General features: G+C 61.7%; 15 protein-coding genes. 6 read left to right on the top strand and 9 right to left on the bottom strand.

Annotated features, from left to right (window positions below; all coding sequences use genetic code 11):
- Positions 1–4: 4 nt before the first annotated feature.
- A complete protein-coding gene (locus tag AC1DVE_RS05570; protein WP_223456060.1) occupies positions 5–820 on the bottom strand; it encodes an AraC family transcriptional regulator in 816 nt (271 codons plus the stop codon).
- Positions 821–953: 133 nt separating this feature from the next.
- On the opposite strand from AC1DVE_RS05570, the gene AC1DVE_RS05565 reads away from it, so the two are divergent.
- On the top strand, positions 954–1,472 hold the full coding sequence (locus AC1DVE_RS05565) for a carboxymuconolactone decarboxylase family protein (protein ID WP_223456061.1): 519 nt from the start codon (positions 954–956) through the stop codon (positions 1,470–1,472).
- A gap of 170 nt (positions 1,473–1,642) precedes the next feature.
- Here AC1DVE_RS05565 and AC1DVE_RS05560 read toward each other — a convergent pair whose 3' ends face one another.
- The gene (locus AC1DVE_RS05560) at positions 1,643–2,731 is read right to left on the bottom strand and encodes a polyamine ABC transporter substrate-binding protein (RefSeq protein WP_223456062.1); all 1,089 of its coding nucleotides are present in this window, start codon (positions 2,729–2,731) and stop codon (positions 1,643–1,645) included.
- A gap of 54 nt (positions 2,732–2,785) precedes the next feature.
- Positions 2,786–4,087, bottom strand: a complete 1,302-nt coding sequence (locus tag AC1DVE_RS05555) for an NAD(P)/FAD-dependent oxidoreductase (RefSeq protein WP_223456063.1) — start codon at positions 4,085–4,087, stop codon at positions 2,786–2,788.
- A 163-nt stretch (positions 4,088–4,250) separates the two neighbouring features.
- Between AC1DVE_RS05555 and AC1DVE_RS05550 the strand changes: the two genes are divergently transcribed.
- Positions 4,251–5,138, top strand: a complete 888-nt coding sequence (locus AC1DVE_RS05550) for a LysR family transcriptional regulator (RefSeq protein WP_477783823.1) — start codon at positions 4,251–4,253, stop codon at positions 5,136–5,138.
- A 100-nt stretch (positions 5,139–5,238) separates the two neighbouring features.
- Here the strand turns inward: AC1DVE_RS05550 and AC1DVE_RS05545 are convergent, their stop codons facing one another.
- The 3 genes from AC1DVE_RS05545 to AC1DVE_RS05535 are packed head-to-tail and all read right to left on the bottom strand — an operon-like array spanning position 5,239 to position 8,212.
- Complete coding sequence (locus AC1DVE_RS05545; protein ID WP_223456068.1) at positions 5,239–6,747, bottom strand: tripartite tricarboxylate transporter permease; 1,509 nt, start codon at positions 6,745–6,747, stop codon at positions 5,239–5,241.
- A gap of 15 nt (positions 6,748–6,762) precedes the next feature.
- Positions 6,763–7,245 carry a tripartite tricarboxylate transporter TctB family protein gene (locus tag AC1DVE_RS05540; RefSeq protein ID WP_477783822.1) on the bottom strand — a complete coding sequence of 161 codons (483 nt, stop codon included), beginning with the start codon at positions 7,243–7,245 and terminating at the stop codon, positions 6,763–6,765.
- 1 nt (position 7,246) lies between these two features.
- Positions 7,247–8,212, bottom strand: coding sequence for a Bug family tripartite tricarboxylate transporter substrate binding protein (locus AC1DVE_RS05535; protein ID WP_477783821.1), 966 nt, complete (start codon positions 8,210–8,212; stop codon positions 7,247–7,249).
- 377 nt (positions 8,213–8,589) lie between these two features.
- Between AC1DVE_RS05535 and AC1DVE_RS05530 the strand changes: the two genes are divergently transcribed.
- From AC1DVE_RS05530 to AC1DVE_RS05515, 4 genes are all read left to right on the top strand, one after another.
- Positions 8,590–8,847 carry a DUF2790 domain-containing protein gene (locus AC1DVE_RS05530; protein WP_223533209.1) on the top strand — a complete coding sequence of 86 codons (258 nt, stop codon included), beginning with the start codon at positions 8,590–8,592 and terminating at the stop codon, positions 8,845–8,847.
- Between the two features lie 84 nt (positions 8,848–8,931).
- Positions 8,932–9,603, top strand: coding sequence for a heavy metal response regulator transcription factor (locus AC1DVE_RS05525; protein ID WP_150758709.1), 672 nt, complete (start codon positions 8,932–8,934; stop codon positions 9,601–9,603).
- A gap of 8 nt (positions 9,604–9,611) precedes the next feature.
- Positions 9,612–11,042, top strand: a complete 1,431-nt coding sequence (locus tag AC1DVE_RS05520; protein WP_223533211.1) for a heavy metal sensor histidine kinase — start codon at positions 9,612–9,614, stop codon at positions 11,040–11,042.
- A gap of 108 nt (positions 11,043–11,150) precedes the next feature.
- On the top strand, positions 11,151–13,583 hold the full coding sequence (locus AC1DVE_RS05515) for a DUF3772 domain-containing protein (RefSeq protein WP_223533213.1): 2,433 nt from the start codon (positions 11,151–11,153) through the stop codon (positions 13,581–13,583).
- A 45-nt stretch (positions 13,584–13,628) separates the two neighbouring features.
- On the opposite strand, the gene AC1DVE_RS05510 is transcribed toward AC1DVE_RS05515, so the two are convergent.
- The 3 genes from AC1DVE_RS05510 to AC1DVE_RS05500 form a co-directional block, all read right to left on the bottom strand.
- Positions 13,629–15,212, bottom strand: a complete 1,584-nt coding sequence (locus AC1DVE_RS05510; RefSeq protein WP_223533221.1) for an ABC-F family ATP-binding cassette domain-containing protein — start codon at positions 15,210–15,212, stop codon at positions 13,629–13,631.
- Positions 15,213–15,460: 248 nt separating this feature from the next.
- Positions 15,461–16,951 carry an aldehyde dehydrogenase family protein gene (locus AC1DVE_RS05505; protein WP_223461395.1) on the bottom strand — a complete coding sequence of 497 codons (1,491 nt, stop codon included), beginning with the start codon at positions 16,949–16,951 and terminating at the stop codon, positions 15,461–15,463.
- Positions 16,952–16,999: 48 nt separating this feature from the next.
- Positions 17,000–17,389, bottom strand: a complete 390-nt coding sequence (locus AC1DVE_RS05500) for a c-type cytochrome (protein WP_223461394.1) — start codon at positions 17,387–17,389, stop codon at positions 17,000–17,002.
- Positions 17,390–17,518: the final 129 nt, after the last annotated feature.

Below are 17,518 nucleotides of genomic sequence, written 5' to 3'. Positions count from 1 at the left end.
TGAATCAACTACCTTTCCACTCCCTGGGGCTCAGCCCGGTCTTGCGCCGAAACGCCCGGGCCAGTGCCGAAGGGCTTTCGTAACCGACTTCCTCGGCGATCAGCGCAATCGGCCGGCCCTCGCGCAGGCGTTTCTGCGCCAGGCTGATGCGCCAGCTCACCAGATAATCAACTGGCGTCTGCCCGACCACCCGGCGAAAATGCTCGGCGAAACTGGCCCGCGACATGTTGGCGGCGACCGACAGTTCAGCCACGCTCCAGGCCTTGGCCGGGGTTTGATGCATCAGGCTCAGGGGCCGCGCCAGGCGCGCATCGGCGAGGCCGGCCATCATGCCCGGTTGCTGGCCCGTGGTGCTCAGGATGTGCCGCAGCAACAGAATCACCAGCAGCTCGAACAGGCGATCCATCACCGCTTCGCGCCCGCAGGTACCGTCGAACGCCTCGTTGAACAGCCATTCCAGGGTCCCGGCCAGCGTCGGGATTTCATCGAGCTTGAGCACCAGATAATCCGGCAGCGCCGCCGCCAGGGCATTGCCCGCACCGCCGTCGAAATCCAGGGTCGCGCACACCAGTTGCGTGCCGGACGCTTCAGACGCAAACAGGCGATGTCGATAGGGCCGGGGGAAAAAGATCAGACTCGGTTCGGTCAGTTGCAGGTCCGGCTGATCGCCCAATTTCAGCAGCAACTCGCCCGCCTGAAGCAGGTGCAAATGACCGCTGGCCTGTTGGCCATCGTAGGCGGCGGTGCCGCAGAACGTACCGCTATGAAAAGTGCCGGCATTGACACCGAAGTGTGTCAGCAACGTGGACAAGCGATCCATGACAGGCTCCCGGAAGCAGTTCTGGACGATCTGTCGCATATCCTCGACGATTCGCACCCAATACACCAGCCTCTCTACCTAACATGAGCTCCGTACCCAGCGCATTTCGCGCCTTACACCACGGAGTATCACCATGACCCGCATTGCCCCGATCAGCCTGGAACACGCCACCGACGCTACCCGCCCGCTGCTGGAAGGCGTGCAGAAGAAAATCGGCTTTCTGCCCAACGTCTTCAAAGTATTGGCCCACGCCCCGGCGGTGTTGGCCTCGTACCTGCAAAACTCGGCTGCACTGGGCAAGACCTCCTTGAGCGCCAGAGAAAAAGAAGCGGTGTTTCTCGCCACTTCGCAGGTCAACGGCTGCGACTACTGCCTGGCCGCTCACACGCTGTTCGCCGGCAAGGCCGGGCTGTCGGGCCAGGACATCCGAAGCGCGCGCCAAGGCGAGCTCGACGCCTATGCCACCCTCGCCCGCCAGGTCACCGAAAGCCGTGGGCACCTGACCGTCGAGCAGCTCGCCGCTGCCCGTGCCGCCGGTATCAATGACGGCAAGATCATCGAGGTGATCGCCCATGTGGCTTCGCAGACGCTGACCAACTACCTGAACAACACAGCGCTGACCGACATCGACTTCCCGGCTATCGAGGCCTGAGAGGGTCGTTGAGCAAAATACCCAGGCAAACGACAACTCGTGGCGAGGGAGCTTGCTCCCGTTGGATCGCACAGCAATCCCCTTTTTGGGGCCGCTTCGCTGCCCAGCGGGAGCAAGCTCCCTCGCCACAGGTGCAGTGTCACATCTGATTGACCGGAATCACCAGTCGGTCAGGTATTGGTTTTCAACTTGGTCCACAGCCGCGTGCTCAACCGTGCAATAGCCGCGGGCAAGTCCTCGACGGTAAACAGCTTGTCCATCACGCTCTTGGGCGGATAGATCGCCAGGTCCTGCTTCACCGCCGGGTCGACAAAGGCATCCGCCGCACTGTTGGGGTTGGCGTAATGGATGCTGTTGCTGATGTTGGCAATCACCTTCGGCTCCAGCAGGTAGTTCATGTAGGCGTAGCCGTTCTTCTCATGGGGCGCGTTCTTGGGCATGACCACCATGTCCAGCCACAACGTGGAACCTTCGTCCGGGATCGAGTAGGCAATGTCGATCCCGTTTTTCGCCTCCCTGGCGCTGGCGGCGGCCTGCACGATGTCGCCGTTGAAACCGATCACCGCGCAGACGTTACCGTTGGCCAGGTCGCTGATGTACTTGGACGCATGGAAATACTGGACGTAAGGCCGGATCTTCAGCAGCGCCTGCTCGGCTTTCTTGTAGTCGGCAGGCTCATGGCTGTGGGGCGGCAGGCCCAGGTAGTTAAGCGTGATCGGCAGGATCTGCGTCGGGTTGTCGATGATCGCCACCCCACACTCGCTGAGCTTCTTGATGTTGTTCTCGTCGAAGAACAGGCTCCAGGAATGGGTGACGTCGGTATTGCCGAAGATCGCCTTGATCTTCTCGACGTTGTAACCGATGCCCGCCGTGCCCCACATGTACGGATAGCCGTACTGGTTGCCCGGGTCGTTGACCTCAAGCTTTTTCATCAGCGCCGGGTCGAGGTTTTTCCAGTTGGGCAACTGGCTCCTGTCGAGTTTCTGGATGGCGCCGGCCTTGATCAGGCGCGACAGGAAGTGGTTCGACGGGCTGACCACGTCATACCCGGTGTTGCCGGTCATCAGCTTCGATTCCAGCACTTCGTTGCTGTCGTGAATGTCGTAGGTCGCCTTGATTCCGGTGTCCTTGGTGAAACTGGCCAGGGTGTCGTCGGCGATGTAGCCGTTCCAGTTGGAAATGTTGACGGTTTCGTCGGCATGAGTGACGACGGAAAAGGTCGAGATCAGGGCCACTAGGGAAAGCGTATTGACGCGCATGTTGAATCACCTTCGATGGGAAGTGCTTTTGTTCTTGTTGTGACGTGGGTGTTTTCAGATTTCGCTTCTGGCCCGGACCGTTTCCACGCGCATACGCAGCATGGCACCGATGTCGAGCAACGGCTTGGGTGGCAGCCAGCCGGGCTGCGCTCGGGCGATGACCGATTGCAGCAACGGTGAATCACAACCCGAGGCCAGCTCCGCCAGCAAGCGACCCCACAGCGTGCCCCGCGCCACGCCGGAACCATTGCACCCGGCCACGGCGAACACGCCCTCCTCGACTTTGCCGAAATACGGTTGCCCGGAACGCGAAGCGCTGAGATGGCCGGTCCAGGTGTATTCGATGTCCTGCTCGCCGAGCATCGGGAACCGTCGTTGCAACCCCAGCACATGGTGTTGGCGGCGAGTCGACAATTCGCTCAATGACAAATCCCGCGAGCGGTATTCCGCGGTGTTGCGGATCATCACCCGGCGATCCGGGGTCAGGCGCACCGTGGCGCCCAACGGGCGGGTCGACAGCACGCCCCAGGACGCTGGCGCACCAAGGGTTTGAAACTCTTGATCGCTGAGCGGCCGCGTGAGGCTGGCGCTGAGTTCCATCGCGAATGTGCCGCTGTCATCGATGCCCGCGCGAGGGATAAAGGCGTTCAGGCAGACCAATACCCGTTTGGCCTCGACGCAGCCGTTTTGGCCCCGGGCGCGAATTTGGCCGTTGCCCAGGCGCTCAAGGCCCGTGATATCAGTGTTTTCGTAGACCGTCACTTTCGGTGGTAGGGCATCGAGCAAGCCCCTCACGTACTTTGCCGGTTGCAGCAGCGCATTGCCGTTGCCGCACCAGATCGCGGCGCGGTAGTGCCGGCTGCCGAGTTTCTCAAGCAATGGCTCGCCCTGCAGAAACTGCGCGCTGGCGCCCACGGCACGCAGGGTCTGCAACTTGGCCTCGACCTGGGTCAGCTTGCGTGGATCGCTGACGGCGAAGAAATAGCCCGATTCCCTGAAATCGCATTCGATGCCATGGCGGGAAATCTGCTTGCGGACCTCGTCGGTGGCTGCGCGGCCGATTGCCGTATCCACTTGATACCCGGCGAACCCGTCGCTACCCAGTAGCTCACCAGTGGCGGGATGCTCATGGGCCACCACAAAACCGGAATTGCGCGCCGAAGCGCCTTGGGCGGCCCGCTGCCGGTCAACGACGACGATGCGTGCCTGGGGGTGCATTTGCGCCAGGGTGTGTGCGGCACTGAGGCCGGTGATGCCGGCACCGATCACCAGCCAATCGGCCTGTTGCGTGCCTTTGAGTGGATCGCGCAGGGTCGGACTCCCCGCTTGCGCAATCCAGCCACAGATATTTTCCATGTGTCACCTCAGGTTCTTGTTCTGCGAACCGTCTCGATCCAAAGCAGCACTGCATGCAGGATTTGCATAAATGGTTTTCGAAGACGGTGGCGATGACTAGAATCTAAAGGCTCCAAACACGGGCAACCAACGTTATTAAATCATCGAGGCATTCTGAAAACGCATGGACAAGATTCGCCACGTGCTCTCGCTGCAGGGCTTGCAGGCCTTGGTCGAGGTTGCTGGGTCGGGCAGCTTCACCCAGGCGGCGCAAAAGCTCTGCCTGACCCAAAGCGCCGTGAGCCGACAGATCCAGCAACTGGAGAGTCACTTTGGTGTGCCGCTGTTTGTCAGGAGCAGCCGCAGCCTTCAACTGACCGCCGAGGGCGAACAGGTACTGGCCAGCGCCCGCAGCATCCTCGAACAGTTGCGCAGCCTCGAAGACCGGCTCGCGCCGCAAAAACGCCCGTTCCGCATTCGCATGCACGTGTCACTGGCGGTGCGCTGGCTGCTGCCCAGGCTGAGCGAGTTCTACCGGCATCACCCGGAGGTATCCCTGGCAATCGAAACCGTGGCCACCGAAGTGGTTGAGCCGGCCAGCGACAGCGACGCCTACATTCTTTATCTGCCGGAGCCGGCCACAGCGCCCGATTGCCTGACCCTGTTCGAGGAAGCACTGGTGCCGGTGTGCGCGCCGGGCCTGGGCAGTCCGGATCGGCCATTGGCGGCGCTGGAAGATTTGCCGGGGTACGCCTTGCTGCACCGCTCAAGCGACCAGAATGACTGGCAAGTCTGGCTGTCAGCCAACGGCGGCAAGGCGCTGCAGGACTATCGGCACATCCCCTTCAACCTTGACGAACTGGCACTCGATGCGGCCGCGCGGGGCCTGGGGGTGGCGATGACCGACATGACCCTGGCGGGCGAGTCGATCCAGCGCGGCGAACTGGTGATTCCTTTCGGCGAGCCATTGAAGACCCGGGGGATTTACTCGCTGTGTCTGCAACCTTCGGCGGCATCGCATCCGGCCTGCGCACCGGTGATGCAATGGTTCACCGCGCAAACCACTGCATGACCTTGTGGGAGCGAGCCTGCTCGCGAAGGCGTCGGGTCAGTTGACATTTATTTCGCTGACACTCCGTCTTCGCGAGCAGGCTCGCTCCCACAGGGGGTGCTCAATCATCCTCATGCAACTTGATGCCGCGTTTATGCAACACATGGGGTACCACCAGCACCAGCAGCGTCAGGGCAAGGAAGAACGCCGAGATCGGCTGCGTGACGAACACCGTCCAGTCGCCCTGGCTGATGGACAAGGCGTTGCGCAGTTGTTTCTCGGCCATCGGCCCCAGCAGCATGCCGACGATCACCGGGGCGACGGGGAAGTCGAACCGCCGCATCAGCACCCCGCCCCAGCCAATGGCCAACATCAGGATCAGGTCGAAGGACGAGTGGCGCATGCCGTACACGCCGATGGTGGCGAACACCAGGATGCCGGCGTTCAGGTACGGCCGGGGGATTTGCAGCAGTTTGACCCACAGCCCCACCAGCGGCAGGTTCAACACCAGCAGAATCACGTTGCCGATGTACAGCGAGGCCACCAGCGTCCAGACCAGGTCGGCAGAGGTTTCGAATAGCATCGGTCCCGGTTGCAGATTGTAGTTCTGGAACGCCGCCAAGAGGATCGCAGCGGTAGCGGACGTCGGGATGCCCAGGGTCAGCAACGGCACCAGAGACCCGGTCGCGCTGGCGTTGTTGGCCGCTTCCGGGCCAGCGACGCCTTCGATGGCACCTTCGCCCTTGTTGGCGGAAAACTCCTTGGGATACTTGCTGAGTTTGCGTTCGGTGGAATAGGACAAAAAGGTCGGAATCTCGGCGCCACCGGCCGGAATCGAACCAAACGGAAAACCGATCAGCGTGCCCCGCAGCCACGCGGGCACCGAGCGTTTCCAGTCGGCGCGGGTCATCCACAACGAGGTCAGGCGATGCCGGCCCTCGTTTGATTCCGTTTGATAGAGCAGGCTGTACAAGGCCTCGCCCACCGCGAACAAACCGACCGCCACCAGCACCACCTCGATACCGTCCACCAGTTCCGGCACGCCGAGGGTGTAGCGGGCAATACCCGAGGTCGAATCCAGGCCGATCAAACCGATGGTCAGCCCGACACCCAGCGAGGCAAACCCGCGCAGCATCGAAGCGCCGAGCACCGCCGACACGGTGGTGAACGACAGCACCAGGATCGCGAAGTACTCGGTCGGGCCGAAATTCAGGGCCAGCCTGGCCACGATGGGCGCAAACAGCGTCAGCAAAATCGTGGCGATGGTGCCGGCGACGAATGAGCCGATCGCCGCCGTTGCCAGCGCAGGTCCCGCCCGGCCATTGCGCGCCATCAGGTTGCCTTCCAGCGCCGTGACCATCGACGAAGACTCGCCGGGCGTGTTGAGCAGGATCGAGGTGGTGGAGCCACCGAACTGCGCGCCGTAATAGATACCGGCGAACATGATCAGCGCGCCAGTGGGGTCGACCTTGGCGGTGATCGGCAACAGCAGGGCCACCGTCAGTGCCGGACCGATCCCCGGCAACACGCCGATGGCGGTGCCGAGCAGGCAGCCGATGAACCCCCACATCAGATTGATCGGCGTCAGCGCCGCGGCAAAACCCATCGCCAGGCTTGAAAGAATGTCCACGGTGTCGATCTCCTTTCAAAGCCAAATGTTGATCAGCGACGGCAGGGAAACCCCCAGCCCGGCGTTGAACAGCCAGTAGATCGGCAGGGTCAAGGCAATGCCGATAGCCAGGTCCCGCACAGGATGACGGCTGCCGAACCCCCGCGCCGAACAGGCAAACAGCAACCCGGCGGCCAGCACAAACCCGATCAGATTGATCAGCAGCGCCACCCCGACAAGCCCCGCGGTCACCCACGCAGCACCGGTTTTCCCACCGGGCACCGTGGCGGCGTCGTTATCCAGTTCGCGAAAACCGCCACTGACGGCCTGATACCCCAGCAGCAGGCCCACGGCACCGAGAAACGCCGCCACGACATAGGGATAGACGTACGCCGGGAGGATGACGAAACCCATTTCGGGCGGAAACCGGTAGGCGCCGATCGCCAACACGACGCTGATGGCGATCAGGCCGATGCCGACCGCCAATTGCGTCGGCACCACTGCGCGCTGTATGGCCATCTCAAAGCAGCCCGACCTTGACCAGCATGGCGTGCAACCGCACGTGTTCTTCCTCGACGAATTTGCCGAACTCATCGCCGGTCAGCACGCTGGGTGTCCAGGCGTTGGCCTGGATATTGTCCTGCCAGACCTTGCTGTTGGTGGCGGCCACGACCGCGTCGATCACCTCTTTACGCTGCTGCGGGGTGAGGCCCGCTGCACCGTAAACGCCGCGCCAGTTGCCGATCGTCACGTCATAGCCGCTCTCCTTGAGGGTCGGTGCATCAATGCCGGGAACGCGCTCCGGCGCGCCGATGGCCAGGACACGGAACTGACCGGTCTTGATGTATTGGCCCAGCTCGGCGTAACCGCCGGTGATCACCTTGAGCTGGCCGCCCAGCGCCTGGGCAACCACCTCGCCTCCGCCACCAAAGGCCACGTAGTTGACCTTGTTGACCGGCACGTCCAGCTTGCCCGCCAGCTCGGCGATGCCGATGTGATCCACCGAGCCCTTGGAGCCGCCGCCCCAGGTGATGCTTGTCGGATTGGCCTTGAAGGCCTTGATCAGGTCATCGAGGGTCTTGTATTCAGACTCCTTGCGCACGGCGATCACGTTGTATTCGGTGAACAGCCGGGCAATGGGCGTCACGTCCTTCAGGCTGATCTGCGGTTTGTTCTGTTCGATGCCCGCGACCATGATCGCGCCGACCACCAGCAATGCGTTCGGGTCACCCTTGGTGCTGTTGGCAAACTGCGCCAGCCCCAGGGTCCCGCCCGCCCCGCCCTTGTTCTCGAAGGTCACCGCCTTGGCCGCATTGGCCTCGACCATGGCCTTGCCCAGCACCCGGGCGGTCTGGTCGTAACCACCGCCCACGGAACCCGGGGCCATGAATTTCACGGTATCCAGCGCGAACGCGGGTGCGACAAGCACGGCAGCGGTCAAACCGGCGGCCATGCAGCGACTGAAACGACGGATCAAAGCGGACATGGGCATCTCCTGATTGCATTGTTTTTATAGGTGCCGCTTGCCCATCGAGGTGTGCGATGAACATGGGCCTGCGAACAAGCTTAGGCCATGGATCCTAGGGTTGATCTGTTTTGCTAAAACCACCCGCCAAAGGCCTGTAGGAGCGAGCTTGCTCGCGATGGACGTAAAGGCACCGCGTTTTTACAGACAACACGCGTAACCGTTAGCGACCATCGCGAGCAAGCTCGCTCCTACAGGGTTCGTGGTGTTCCAACCGGCGTTTGATTACAACTTTGTCATCAAGCTGTTGGTCGGCTGTCCGGATCACTTCGTTAGCCTGAACTCACTGTCAGGCCAACCACCGGCAGCCACCCTGCCCTTGTAGAGAGAGATTCGTCATGAAAATGTTGATCGCGGGTTTTGCCGCCCTGCTCGCCACCGGTTCGGCGTTTGCCGCCACCCAGTCCACCTCGCCGGTCATCCACGACAAGGACGGCTTCTATGTCCCGGTAGACGTGGCCAAAGTGCTATCCATGACCGACCTCAATGGCCAGTGCGGCATTGTTCCGGCGCAGTTCAACTACCTCGACCACCAGGGTCGTGAGCACCAACTGGACTACCAGGTCCAGGGCGTAGGTTGCCTTGGTGAGAACTGAGCGGATGCCTGTATTCACCGCCGACCGGGCTACACTTGCGCCATTGGCTCGCCCCTGTAGCCCGACCGGATCAGGCAGGTTTGCATGAACATCCTCGTAGTCGAAGACGAACCCAAGGCCGGCAATTACCTGCTCAACGGCCTGCAGGAACTCGGATACACCGTGAACCTGGCGCGGGACGGCGTCGATGGCCTGCACCTGGCCCTGGAACACGATTTCGACGTGATCGTGCTGGACGTCATGATGCCGAAGATGGACGGCTGGGAAGTCCTGCGCCGCTTACGCAAGGAAGCCGATACGCCGGTGCTGTTCCTCACCGCCCGGGATGACATCGCCGACCGCATCAAAGGCCTCGAACTGGGCGCCGACGATTACCTGATCAAGCCGTTTTCCTTCGCCGAACTGGTGGCACGCCTGCGCACCCTGACCCGGCGCGGTCCTACCCGGGAAGAAGAGCACCTGCACGTCGACGACCTGCAGATCGACGTGCTCAAGCGCCGCGTCAGCCGCGCCGGCAACCGCATCACCCTGACCAACAAGGAGTTCGCGCTGCTGCACCTGTTTGCCACGCATCAGGGCGAGGTGCTGTCACGCTCGATGATCGCCTCGCGGGTCTGGGACATGAATTTCGACAGCGACACCAATGTCGTCGATGTCGCCGTGCGCCGCCTTCGCCTGAAAATCGATGATCCGTTCCCGCTCAAGTTGATCCACAGCGTGCGCGGCATCGGCTACCGCTTCGACACCCAACCCTGAATGCAACCATGAATGCGATGACACCGCTGCAATCCGCCTCCCGTCTCAGCCACTCCCTGACCCTACGCCTGGCGCTGGTGTTTGCCCTGCTGGCGTTTGTCTCGCTGGCGCTGCTGGGCGTGGCGCTGTACCGCGACCTGGAGCGCGAGCTGATCCATCGCGACGACATTGCCCTGATCACCCGCATCGACCAGTTGCGCACCTTCCTCAACGACAGCAATACCCTGGACCTGATCAAGGCCAAACCGGCGCTGTTCCAGAACATGATGGGCAACCGCGAGGCCCTGCTGACCATCGGCACCCCTGGCCAACCGCCGTTGCTGGTGGTCAACCCGGGCAACCTGACGATGCCGGTGCTGAGCCCGGTGGCCATGGATCATCGGCTGACCCTGAACGACGTGCAGCATTTGCCCAGCGTCAATGGCGTGCCGTTTTCCGCCCTGGCGGCGACCATCGATTCCGGTGACTTGGGCAGCCTGCAAGTGGTGACCGGGCGCCTGATGACCGAACGCACCGCCGTGCTCGCCGACTACCGGCTCAATGTGTACCTGTTCGCCAGCGTCGCGGCGATCCTGCTGGCGCTGTCCGGTTATGTGCTGGTGCATCGCGGCCTGTTGCCGGTGCGGCGCCTGGCCCGCCACACCCAGAGCATCGACGTCGGCAACCTCAACGAACGCCTCGACAGCCAGGGCGCGCCGCTGGAACTGCTGCCGATGATCGATGCCTTCAACGCCATGCTCGACCGCCTGGACAAAGGCTTCATCCAGCTGGGCCAGGTATCGACCGACATGGCCCACGAGCTGCGCACGCCGATCAACAATTTGCTGGGCGAAACCCAGGTGGCCTTGCAGCAGAACCGCAGCACCGACGCCTATCAGCAGCTGTTGGCTTCGAATGTCGAAGAACTCGAACGCCTGGCGCGCATGCTCGACAACATGCTGTTCCTGGCCCGCACCGATCCGCGCAGTGCCTTGCGCCAGCGTCAGGAGCTGGATGCCGCCGACGAGATGCAACGCATGGCCGACTATTTCGAAGGCCCGGCGACCGACGTAGGCATCTGCATCGATGCCCGGGGCAGCGGCTTGATCTGGGCCGAGCCGATGCTGTTGCGGCGGGCATTGGCCAACCTGTGCGCCAACGCCATCAAGTATGGCGCGCCACATTCCGAGCTGTGCATCCACGCCAGCCCGACGGCCGACGGCATCCAGGTGCAAGTGCTCAACCACGGCCCGACCATCCCGGCCCAGCATCTGCCACGGCTGTTCGAACGCTTCTACCGGGTCGATGAGTCCCGCGAACGCTCGGCCCAATCCAATGGCCTGGGCCTGTCGATCGTGGCGACGATCATGCAACTGCACAATGGTGCCTGCCATGTCAGCAGTGCCGACGGCATCACCTGCTTCGAACTGTTTTTCCCGGCGCGGCAACAGCATGAGTAGCGCCTGGGCGAAAACCACACGGGGTACTTCCGACAAAACAATGCTCAAGGGTGCGTGTCATGACCTAACCTCATTGGCTATGTGACTATCAACCCGTCGAGCTCGCCAATGCGCAATGTCTTGAAGTCAATGATTTACGTCGCCTTCGCGGTTCTGGCGGCAAGCACGGGATGGCTGTTGGCGGGGGACATGGCCGACGCTCCTGCTCCTGCTCCTTCTCTTGCTCCTACTCCTGCTCTTGCCCCCGCTCCCGCTCCCGCTCCCGCAGCCCCGATCATCAGCATCTCCGACAGCGAGTTGCTGGGGGTGCAAAACCAGCTCAACAGCCTCAAGCAGCAGGTTTCCCAAGCCACCAATTACACCCAGCTGGAAAGCTCGCAGGACCTGGTGCAGGTACTGATTCAGGAGATTGAACGCCTGTCCACATCGCTGCTGCCTGGACAGGCGCAATTGCAGGCGCAACTGAACGTGCTGGGGCCAGTGCCGCTTGACGAGAACGCACAGGTGACGACTGCCATTACCTCCCAACGAGATGCCCTCGGCGAGCAAAAAGACAAGATCGACAGTCAACTCAAAACCCTGGCCGCGCTAAAAATAAGTGCCGCCGAACTGATCACCCAGATTGCCAGCATCCGGCGCAGCCTGCTGGAAGCGGAAGTGACCCAGCAGACCAGCAGCATCCTGAGCCCGAGCTTCTGGTCGCCATTGTTCGCTCTGCCGATCGAGGACCGCCAGCGTTTCAGCGCCCTCATCGAGCAACTCGAGGCCACGCACCGGGCAGCTTGGCAACCCGGACAACGCGGGATCACGGCCGCCCTGCTGTTGCTGGCCCTGGTCATTTGGACCGTGGGTCGAAACCTCGCCGGCCGCGGCCTGGCGTGGCTGTGCTTTCATCGAATGCCAGCAGGCCGGCTGCGGCGCAGCTCCCTTGCGCTGGCGTCAGTGATGGCGACGGTGCTGACCGCCGGCATCGCCCTGCAACTGCTGCATTTTGCCGGGACCCGGCAACTGCCCTACCCCCCCCAGTTGGACGACCTGGCGCAATATCTGGAGAAGCTGGCCTATACCTGCGTACTGATCACCGGGCTGAGTCGCGCGTTGTTGTCCACCAAACATCCTTCATGGCGCCTGCCCGATATTGCCGATCCGGTGGCGCTGGCGATGGAACCCTATCCGCGGTTGCTGGCCAGCCTGCTACTGGTGCTGGTAACCCTGGTACAGATGAGCAATGTCACCGGCATGAGCGCCGAAGTGGTGTTGTTCGGTCGGGGCATCGTGGCATTGGTCGCGGCACTGGTGATCGGTGCGCTGTTGTTGCGCGTCAGCAAGACGCGCAGAGACCTGATCGTTGCCGGAGAAGCCCCCGAAGGCGTCACCACCTTCGCCGGTCTGATTTACACCTTCACCGGCGTTGCCGTGGTGGTGTCCCTGTTCGCCCTGTTGATCGGCTACGTGACGATGGCCCGGTTCATCACCTATGAAATGGTCTGGATATTCATCATCTGCGCCGGTTTCTACCTGCTCACCCAGGTCTACCAGGACACCTGCGACTATGTTTTTTCGCCCCGCCAACCCACCGGCAAAGTAATCAAACAACTGCTGGGCATCGGCAATCCACGGCTGGAGCAGATCTGCACCGTCATGTCCGGGGCTGGCCGCGCCATCCTGATGCTGATCGGCGTCATTGCCCTGTTTGTCGGCGGCGTGGGGACGACGCTCGGGCAACTGGTCACCGGCACCGTGGCCGTACTCGGCGGCGAAGGGCTGCGCAAACTCAACATCGTCCCGGACAACCTGCTCAATGCCGTACTCGCCCTGGTGATCGGCATCTACCTGATTCGCTCCTTTCGACGCTGGCTGGATAACGAGTTCCTGCCCAAAACCGAGATGGACCCGGGCATGTGCGCCTCGCTCAGCACCCTGTTTGCCAACATCGGTTACGCGTCCGTGGTGCTGCTCACGCTGTCGTCGCTGGGGATCAAGTGGACCAACCTGGCGTGGATCGTCAGTGCCCTGTCAGTGGGTATCGGCTTTGGTCTTCAGGAGATCGTGAAGAATTTCATCTCCGGCCTGATCCTGCTCACAGAGCGCCCGGTGAAGGTCGGCGACCTGATCAGCATCAGCGGCGTCGAAGGCGATATACGACGGATCAACGTGCGGGCCACGGAAATACAACTGGCCGACCGCTCGATCATGATCGTGCCCAACTCCCACCTGATTTCGCAGAACCTGCGCAACGTCACCCTCGGCGGCAGCGCCCAGGGCGTGGTGATACTCGAACTGATGTTCCCGCTGGATATCGATCCGGAGCTGGTGCAAAACCTGCTGATGGACACCTATACCGAGCATGAATCCATTCTGGATAAACCAGCGCCGTTTTTGCGCTTCAGTCAGCTGAAACCCGAAGGCATCACATTGACCATCACCGGATATGTCGGCAGCCCACGCACGGTCGGCGCGATCAAAAGCGAGCTGCTGTTTGAAATTCTCAAGCGGCTGGGGGCCGCCGGGATTGAACTGGCGAAATCGCCTGCCGCGTGATGTTTTGAAAGTGCTAAAGATGCGAGCGTAGCCTTACATGGATAACTAGCGTTTGAGATGGATTTCGCTATCCAGATGTATCGCCTGCAAAAAAGCACGGTCGTGAGAGACCACGATCAATGCCCCTTGATACTGATTGAGCATTTGCTCCAGTGCGATTCGACTGGGCAAGTCCAAATGGTTGTCTGGTTCGTCCAGCAACAGCAATTGCGGTGGCCGCCGTGCATACAATTGCGCAGCGAGTGCTATTTTCAGGCGTTCGCCGCCACTCAACTGGCAGGTCTTAAGCATCGCACGGTCAGCATCAATCCCCATCTGCGCCAAGCGGGTTCGTGCCTCGGCTTCGGGCAATTCAGGATTGCTCTCGTAGAGCCATTGCACCGCCGTGCGTTCGGGATACTGCAATCCGGCGTGTTGATCCAGCCAGCCGACATGGCAACTGCGGATGAGTTCGCCTTCGTGCGCCGGCAGTTGGCCAGCAATCACTTGCAACAGGGTCGACTTGCCGCTGCCATTAGCGCCCAGGATTGCCATGCGCATAGGCCCCGTCAACGTCAGATTGATCGGTGCCGCGTAGCCGAACGGGAGAATGAGGTCGTTGAGTTGCACAATCAGCTTGCCATTGGGCACTACGCTTTCCGGAGACAACATCATGCGTTGAATGTCCGGCGCACACCGCGCACGGGCCTCGGCGATCCGTTGTTGCTGCTGTTCCCGGGCCACCTGTTGATTGAGGCGCAATCTTCCCTGACTGTTTTCGCTGCGCTCTTTCTGGGCATTGGTGATCAGCTTGGTCTGATTGCCGTCACGGGCCTGACGGTCGCCTCGGGCATTACGCCGTCGCTGACGCTCCATCTGCACGACCATCTCACGTTGCTCACGCTTGGCCTGCGCCCGCTCCCCTTGCAATGCCGACTGGAACGACTGCTGTTCCTGCTCGCGTGTCGCCGCATACTGACTGTAGTTACCGCCATAAACCGCCAGCCCCTGGGGTGAAAGCTCGACAATTTCGTTGACGTGTTCCAGAAGGCTGCGGTCGTGGCTGATCAACACCAGGCCGTTGGGCCAGCGCTCGATCTGCTGCGCAAGCTTGTGTTGCTGATCAATATCCAGGTGGTTGCTGGGCTCATCGAGAATGAGCCAGTCAGCCCTGGATAACCACGCCCCCAACAACGCCACCCGTTGCCGTTCGCCACCACTGAGTGCGTCGGTGTGCGCGTCGGCACTCAAGTGACCGAGGCCGATCTGCTGCAGTTCCGCCTCAAGGCGTGTGGCGCAATCCCATTGATCGACTGCCAGCGCATGGTCGTCATCATCGACGCTGCCTTGGGCAATGCGCGCAAGCGCCGCCAGAATATGGTCGACCCCGGCCAGAGCGGCAACGCTGGGGTAGTGCACGGGTTCCAGTAACTGCGCCACGGCGTAAACCCGCCCTTCGCGACGGACGATGCCGCTGGTGGGCAGTTGCTCCCCTGTCAGGAGCCGGCCAAGCAAGGACTTGCCACAGCCATTGGCGCCCACGATGCCGGTGGCCCTGGTACTGAAGGTGTGGTTCAAGTGATCGAACAGCACGCGCCCGTCGGGCAGGTTGAACGACACTTGATCAAGTTGAAGTAACCGTTGAGTCATGACGCCCATACAACCAACAAACCGCATTGATCGCAACAGCAGCCATAATTTTCAGAAAGCTCCGTCAGACTCATGCTGAAAGTTCATTGCCACCCCACGCAATATTCATTCACTTAGCCTTCTAAACGAATATCGATGGCATGAGCCGCTTTTAGATGTCTTGCCTGCGCCGCAATGGCACTGGTAGCACAAGCCCCTGTAGTAGCTGGCGCAGCCGAACGTAAGCTGCGCCAACTGCTAGATATAACTCAGTGGGCGATACACACCGACTTAAGCTCGGTGTAAGCCTCGATCACCGCACGACCGAACTCACGGCCCATGCCCGATTGCTTGACACCACCGAACGGCATGGCCGGGTCGAGCAGCACGTGGGCGTTGACCCACACCGTACCGGCTTCGATGCGCGGCACCAGGTTCATGGCTTTGCCCAGGTCGTTGGTCCACAAGCTGGCGGCCAGGCCGTAGCGGTTGTCGTTGGCCAGTTCGATCACGGCGTCTTCGTCGTCGAACGGCATCACGCCCAATACCGGGCCGAACACTTCTTCACGGGCCACGGCCATGCTGTGGTCGATGTCCGCCAGGATGGTCGGCTGCACGAAGAAACCATCACCCTCCAGCAACTCGCCGCCAGTCACCACGCGCGCACCTTCCTGGCGGGCCAGTTCGATGTGCTTGAGCACGCTTTGTTGTTGCTTGCGCGACACCAGCGGGTTGATCGCGGCTTCGCAGTTCATTCCGTCGCCGATCGGCATCGACGAAACAGCAGCCGCCAGGGCTTCAACGAATTGGTCGTGGATCGAGCGGTGCACGTAGAAACGCGAGGCCGCCGCGCAGACCTGGCCATTGTTCAGCAAGCCGCCGAGGATCGCGCCTTGCACGGCTTTTTCGATGTCGGCATCGGCGAGCACGATCATCGGGTTCTTGCCGCCCAGTTCCAGGGAGAAGCGCGTCATGTTTTCCATGCACGCCACGCCGACGCTCTTGCCCACGGCGGTGGAACCGGTGAACGACACTTTGCTCACCAAAGGATGCGCGGTCAGCACGCCGCCAACGGAAGCGCCGCCACCGGTGACCACGTTGAATACGCCGGCCGGGATGCCGGCTTCCAGCGCCAGTTCAGCCAGGCGCATGGCAGTCAGCGGGGTTTCCATTGCCGGCTTGATGATCACCGTGCAACCGGTGGCCAGGGCTGGCATCAGTTTCCAGGCGGCGATCAGCAGCGGGAAGTTCCACGGCACGATACCGACCACGACACCGACCGGCTCGCGCTTGGTGAACGCGGTGAATTTGGCGCCCGGTGGCAGCGGGATCGACACATCGAAGGTCTGGCCTTCGATCTTGGTCGCCCAGCCGGACATGTAGCGCATGAATTCCACGGTGGCGTTGAGGTCTAGCGCGCGGGCCATGTTGATTGACTTGCCCTGGCTCAGGGTTTCCAACTGGGCCAGTTCTTCGGCGTGCTCTTCGACCAGGCGGGTGAAGTTCAGCAGGATGCGTTCACGGTCCGCCGGGCGCAGGCTTGACCACACACCGGACTTGAACGCCTTGTGGGACGACTGCACGGCGCGCTCGACGAGTTCCAGCGGCGCATCCAGGGTTTCGCACAGGGTTTGCCCGGTGGCCGGGTTGACCACGGCGATGCTGTCGCCCTCGGCAAGCACCCACTGGCCATCGATGAAGCAACCGTGGCGACGTGCAAGGAATGCAGCAACCTGGGGCAGGATTTCAACGTTGCTCATAATTCACCTTTCATTCAGACGAGTTGTTCAGGCGCCAATCCGGCCTGATCAGTGTTGTTCTTTGAGGTAGCACGCGACCGCCTGGCGGTCGTCGGCGGAAGCCAGGCCCATGTAGGGCATGTAGGTGCCCGGCACGAAGGCCTGGGGCTGGGTGATCAGTTGCGTGATGTTCTCGGCCAGCCAGTCGACGTCTTTGTCGCGCATCGCCTGGGAGTAGCTGAAACCCGCCAGCGAACCGGACTTGCGCCCATACACACCAAACAGGTTCGGCCCCATCATCCCGGTCGTGCCCTTGGTCACCGCGTGGCAGACGCTGCACTCAGTGGCAAACACCTCGCCACCACGGCGCGTGTCCGGGGTGCACTCGGCGGCAGACACCGCCTGAACCAGGGTGAGGGACAACAAACCGATCACGGGCAATCGCAGCGAAGTGAACATAAAAAAACGACCTTGAAAATCCACGCGCCCGCCAGCAGGCGAACGCCAACACTAAAAATGCCTAGGCAACGGTGCTTCGGCAGGTTGGTAAGGATTGTCGGTGGTCGCCGGCACGCAGGTTTTGCCCTG

Source organism: Pseudomonas sp. P4_B4, from assembly GCF_056402255.1.
This window is presented reverse-complemented; position numbering and strand designations above follow the sequence as displayed.

Bases quoted from the DNA above. Each gene is read 5' to 3' on its own strand.
- AC1DVE_RS05515 (WP_223533213.1), top strand. From the start codon at position 11,151: ATGCGCAATGTCTTGAAGTCAATGATTTACGTCGCCTTCGCGGTTCTG.
- AC1DVE_RS05565 (WP_223456061.1), top strand. From the start codon at position 954: ATGACCCGCATTGCCCCGATCAGCCTGGAACACGCCACCGACGCTACC.
- AC1DVE_RS05540 (WP_477783822.1), bottom strand. From the start codon at position 7,245: ATGGCCATACAGCGCGCAGTGGTGCCGACGCAATTGGCGGTCGGCATC.
- AC1DVE_RS05520 (WP_223533211.1), top strand. From the start codon at position 9,612: ATGAATGCGATGACACCGCTGCAATCCGCCTCCCGTCTCAGCCACTCC.
- AC1DVE_RS05530 (WP_223533209.1), top strand. From the start codon at position 8,590: ATGAAAATGTTGATCGCGGGTTTTGCCGCCCTGCTCGCCACCGGTTCG.
- AC1DVE_RS05505 (WP_223461395.1), bottom strand. From the start codon at position 16,951: ATGAGCAACGTTGAAATCCTGCCCCAGGTTGCTGCATTCCTTGCACGT.
- AC1DVE_RS05500 (WP_223461394.1), bottom strand. From the start codon at position 17,389: ATGTTCACTTCGCTGCGATTGCCCGTGATCGGTTTGTTGTCCCTCACC.
- AC1DVE_RS05510 (WP_223533221.1), bottom strand. From the start codon at position 15,212: ATGACTCAACGGTTACTTCAACTTGATCAAGTGTCGTTCAACCTGCCC.
- AC1DVE_RS05560 (WP_223456062.1), bottom strand. From the start codon at position 2,731: ATGCGCGTCAATACGCTTTCCCTAGTGGCCCTGATCTCGACCTTTTCC.
- AC1DVE_RS05550 (WP_477783823.1), top strand. From the start codon at position 4,251: ATGGACAAGATTCGCCACGTGCTCTCGCTGCAGGGCTTGCAGGCCTTG.
- AC1DVE_RS05555 (WP_223456063.1), bottom strand. From the start codon at position 4,087: ATGGAAAATATCTGTGGCTGGATTGCGCAAGCGGGGAGTCCGACCCTG.
- AC1DVE_RS05535 (WP_477783821.1), bottom strand. From the start codon at position 8,212: ATGTCCGCTTTGATCCGTCGTTTCAGTCGCTGCATGGCCGCCGGTTTG.
- AC1DVE_RS05570 (WP_223456060.1), bottom strand. From the start codon at position 820: ATGGATCGCTTGTCCACGTTGCTGACACACTTCGGTGTCAATGCCGGC.
- AC1DVE_RS05525 (WP_150758709.1), top strand. From the start codon at position 8,932: ATGAACATCCTCGTAGTCGAAGACGAACCCAAGGCCGGCAATTACCTG.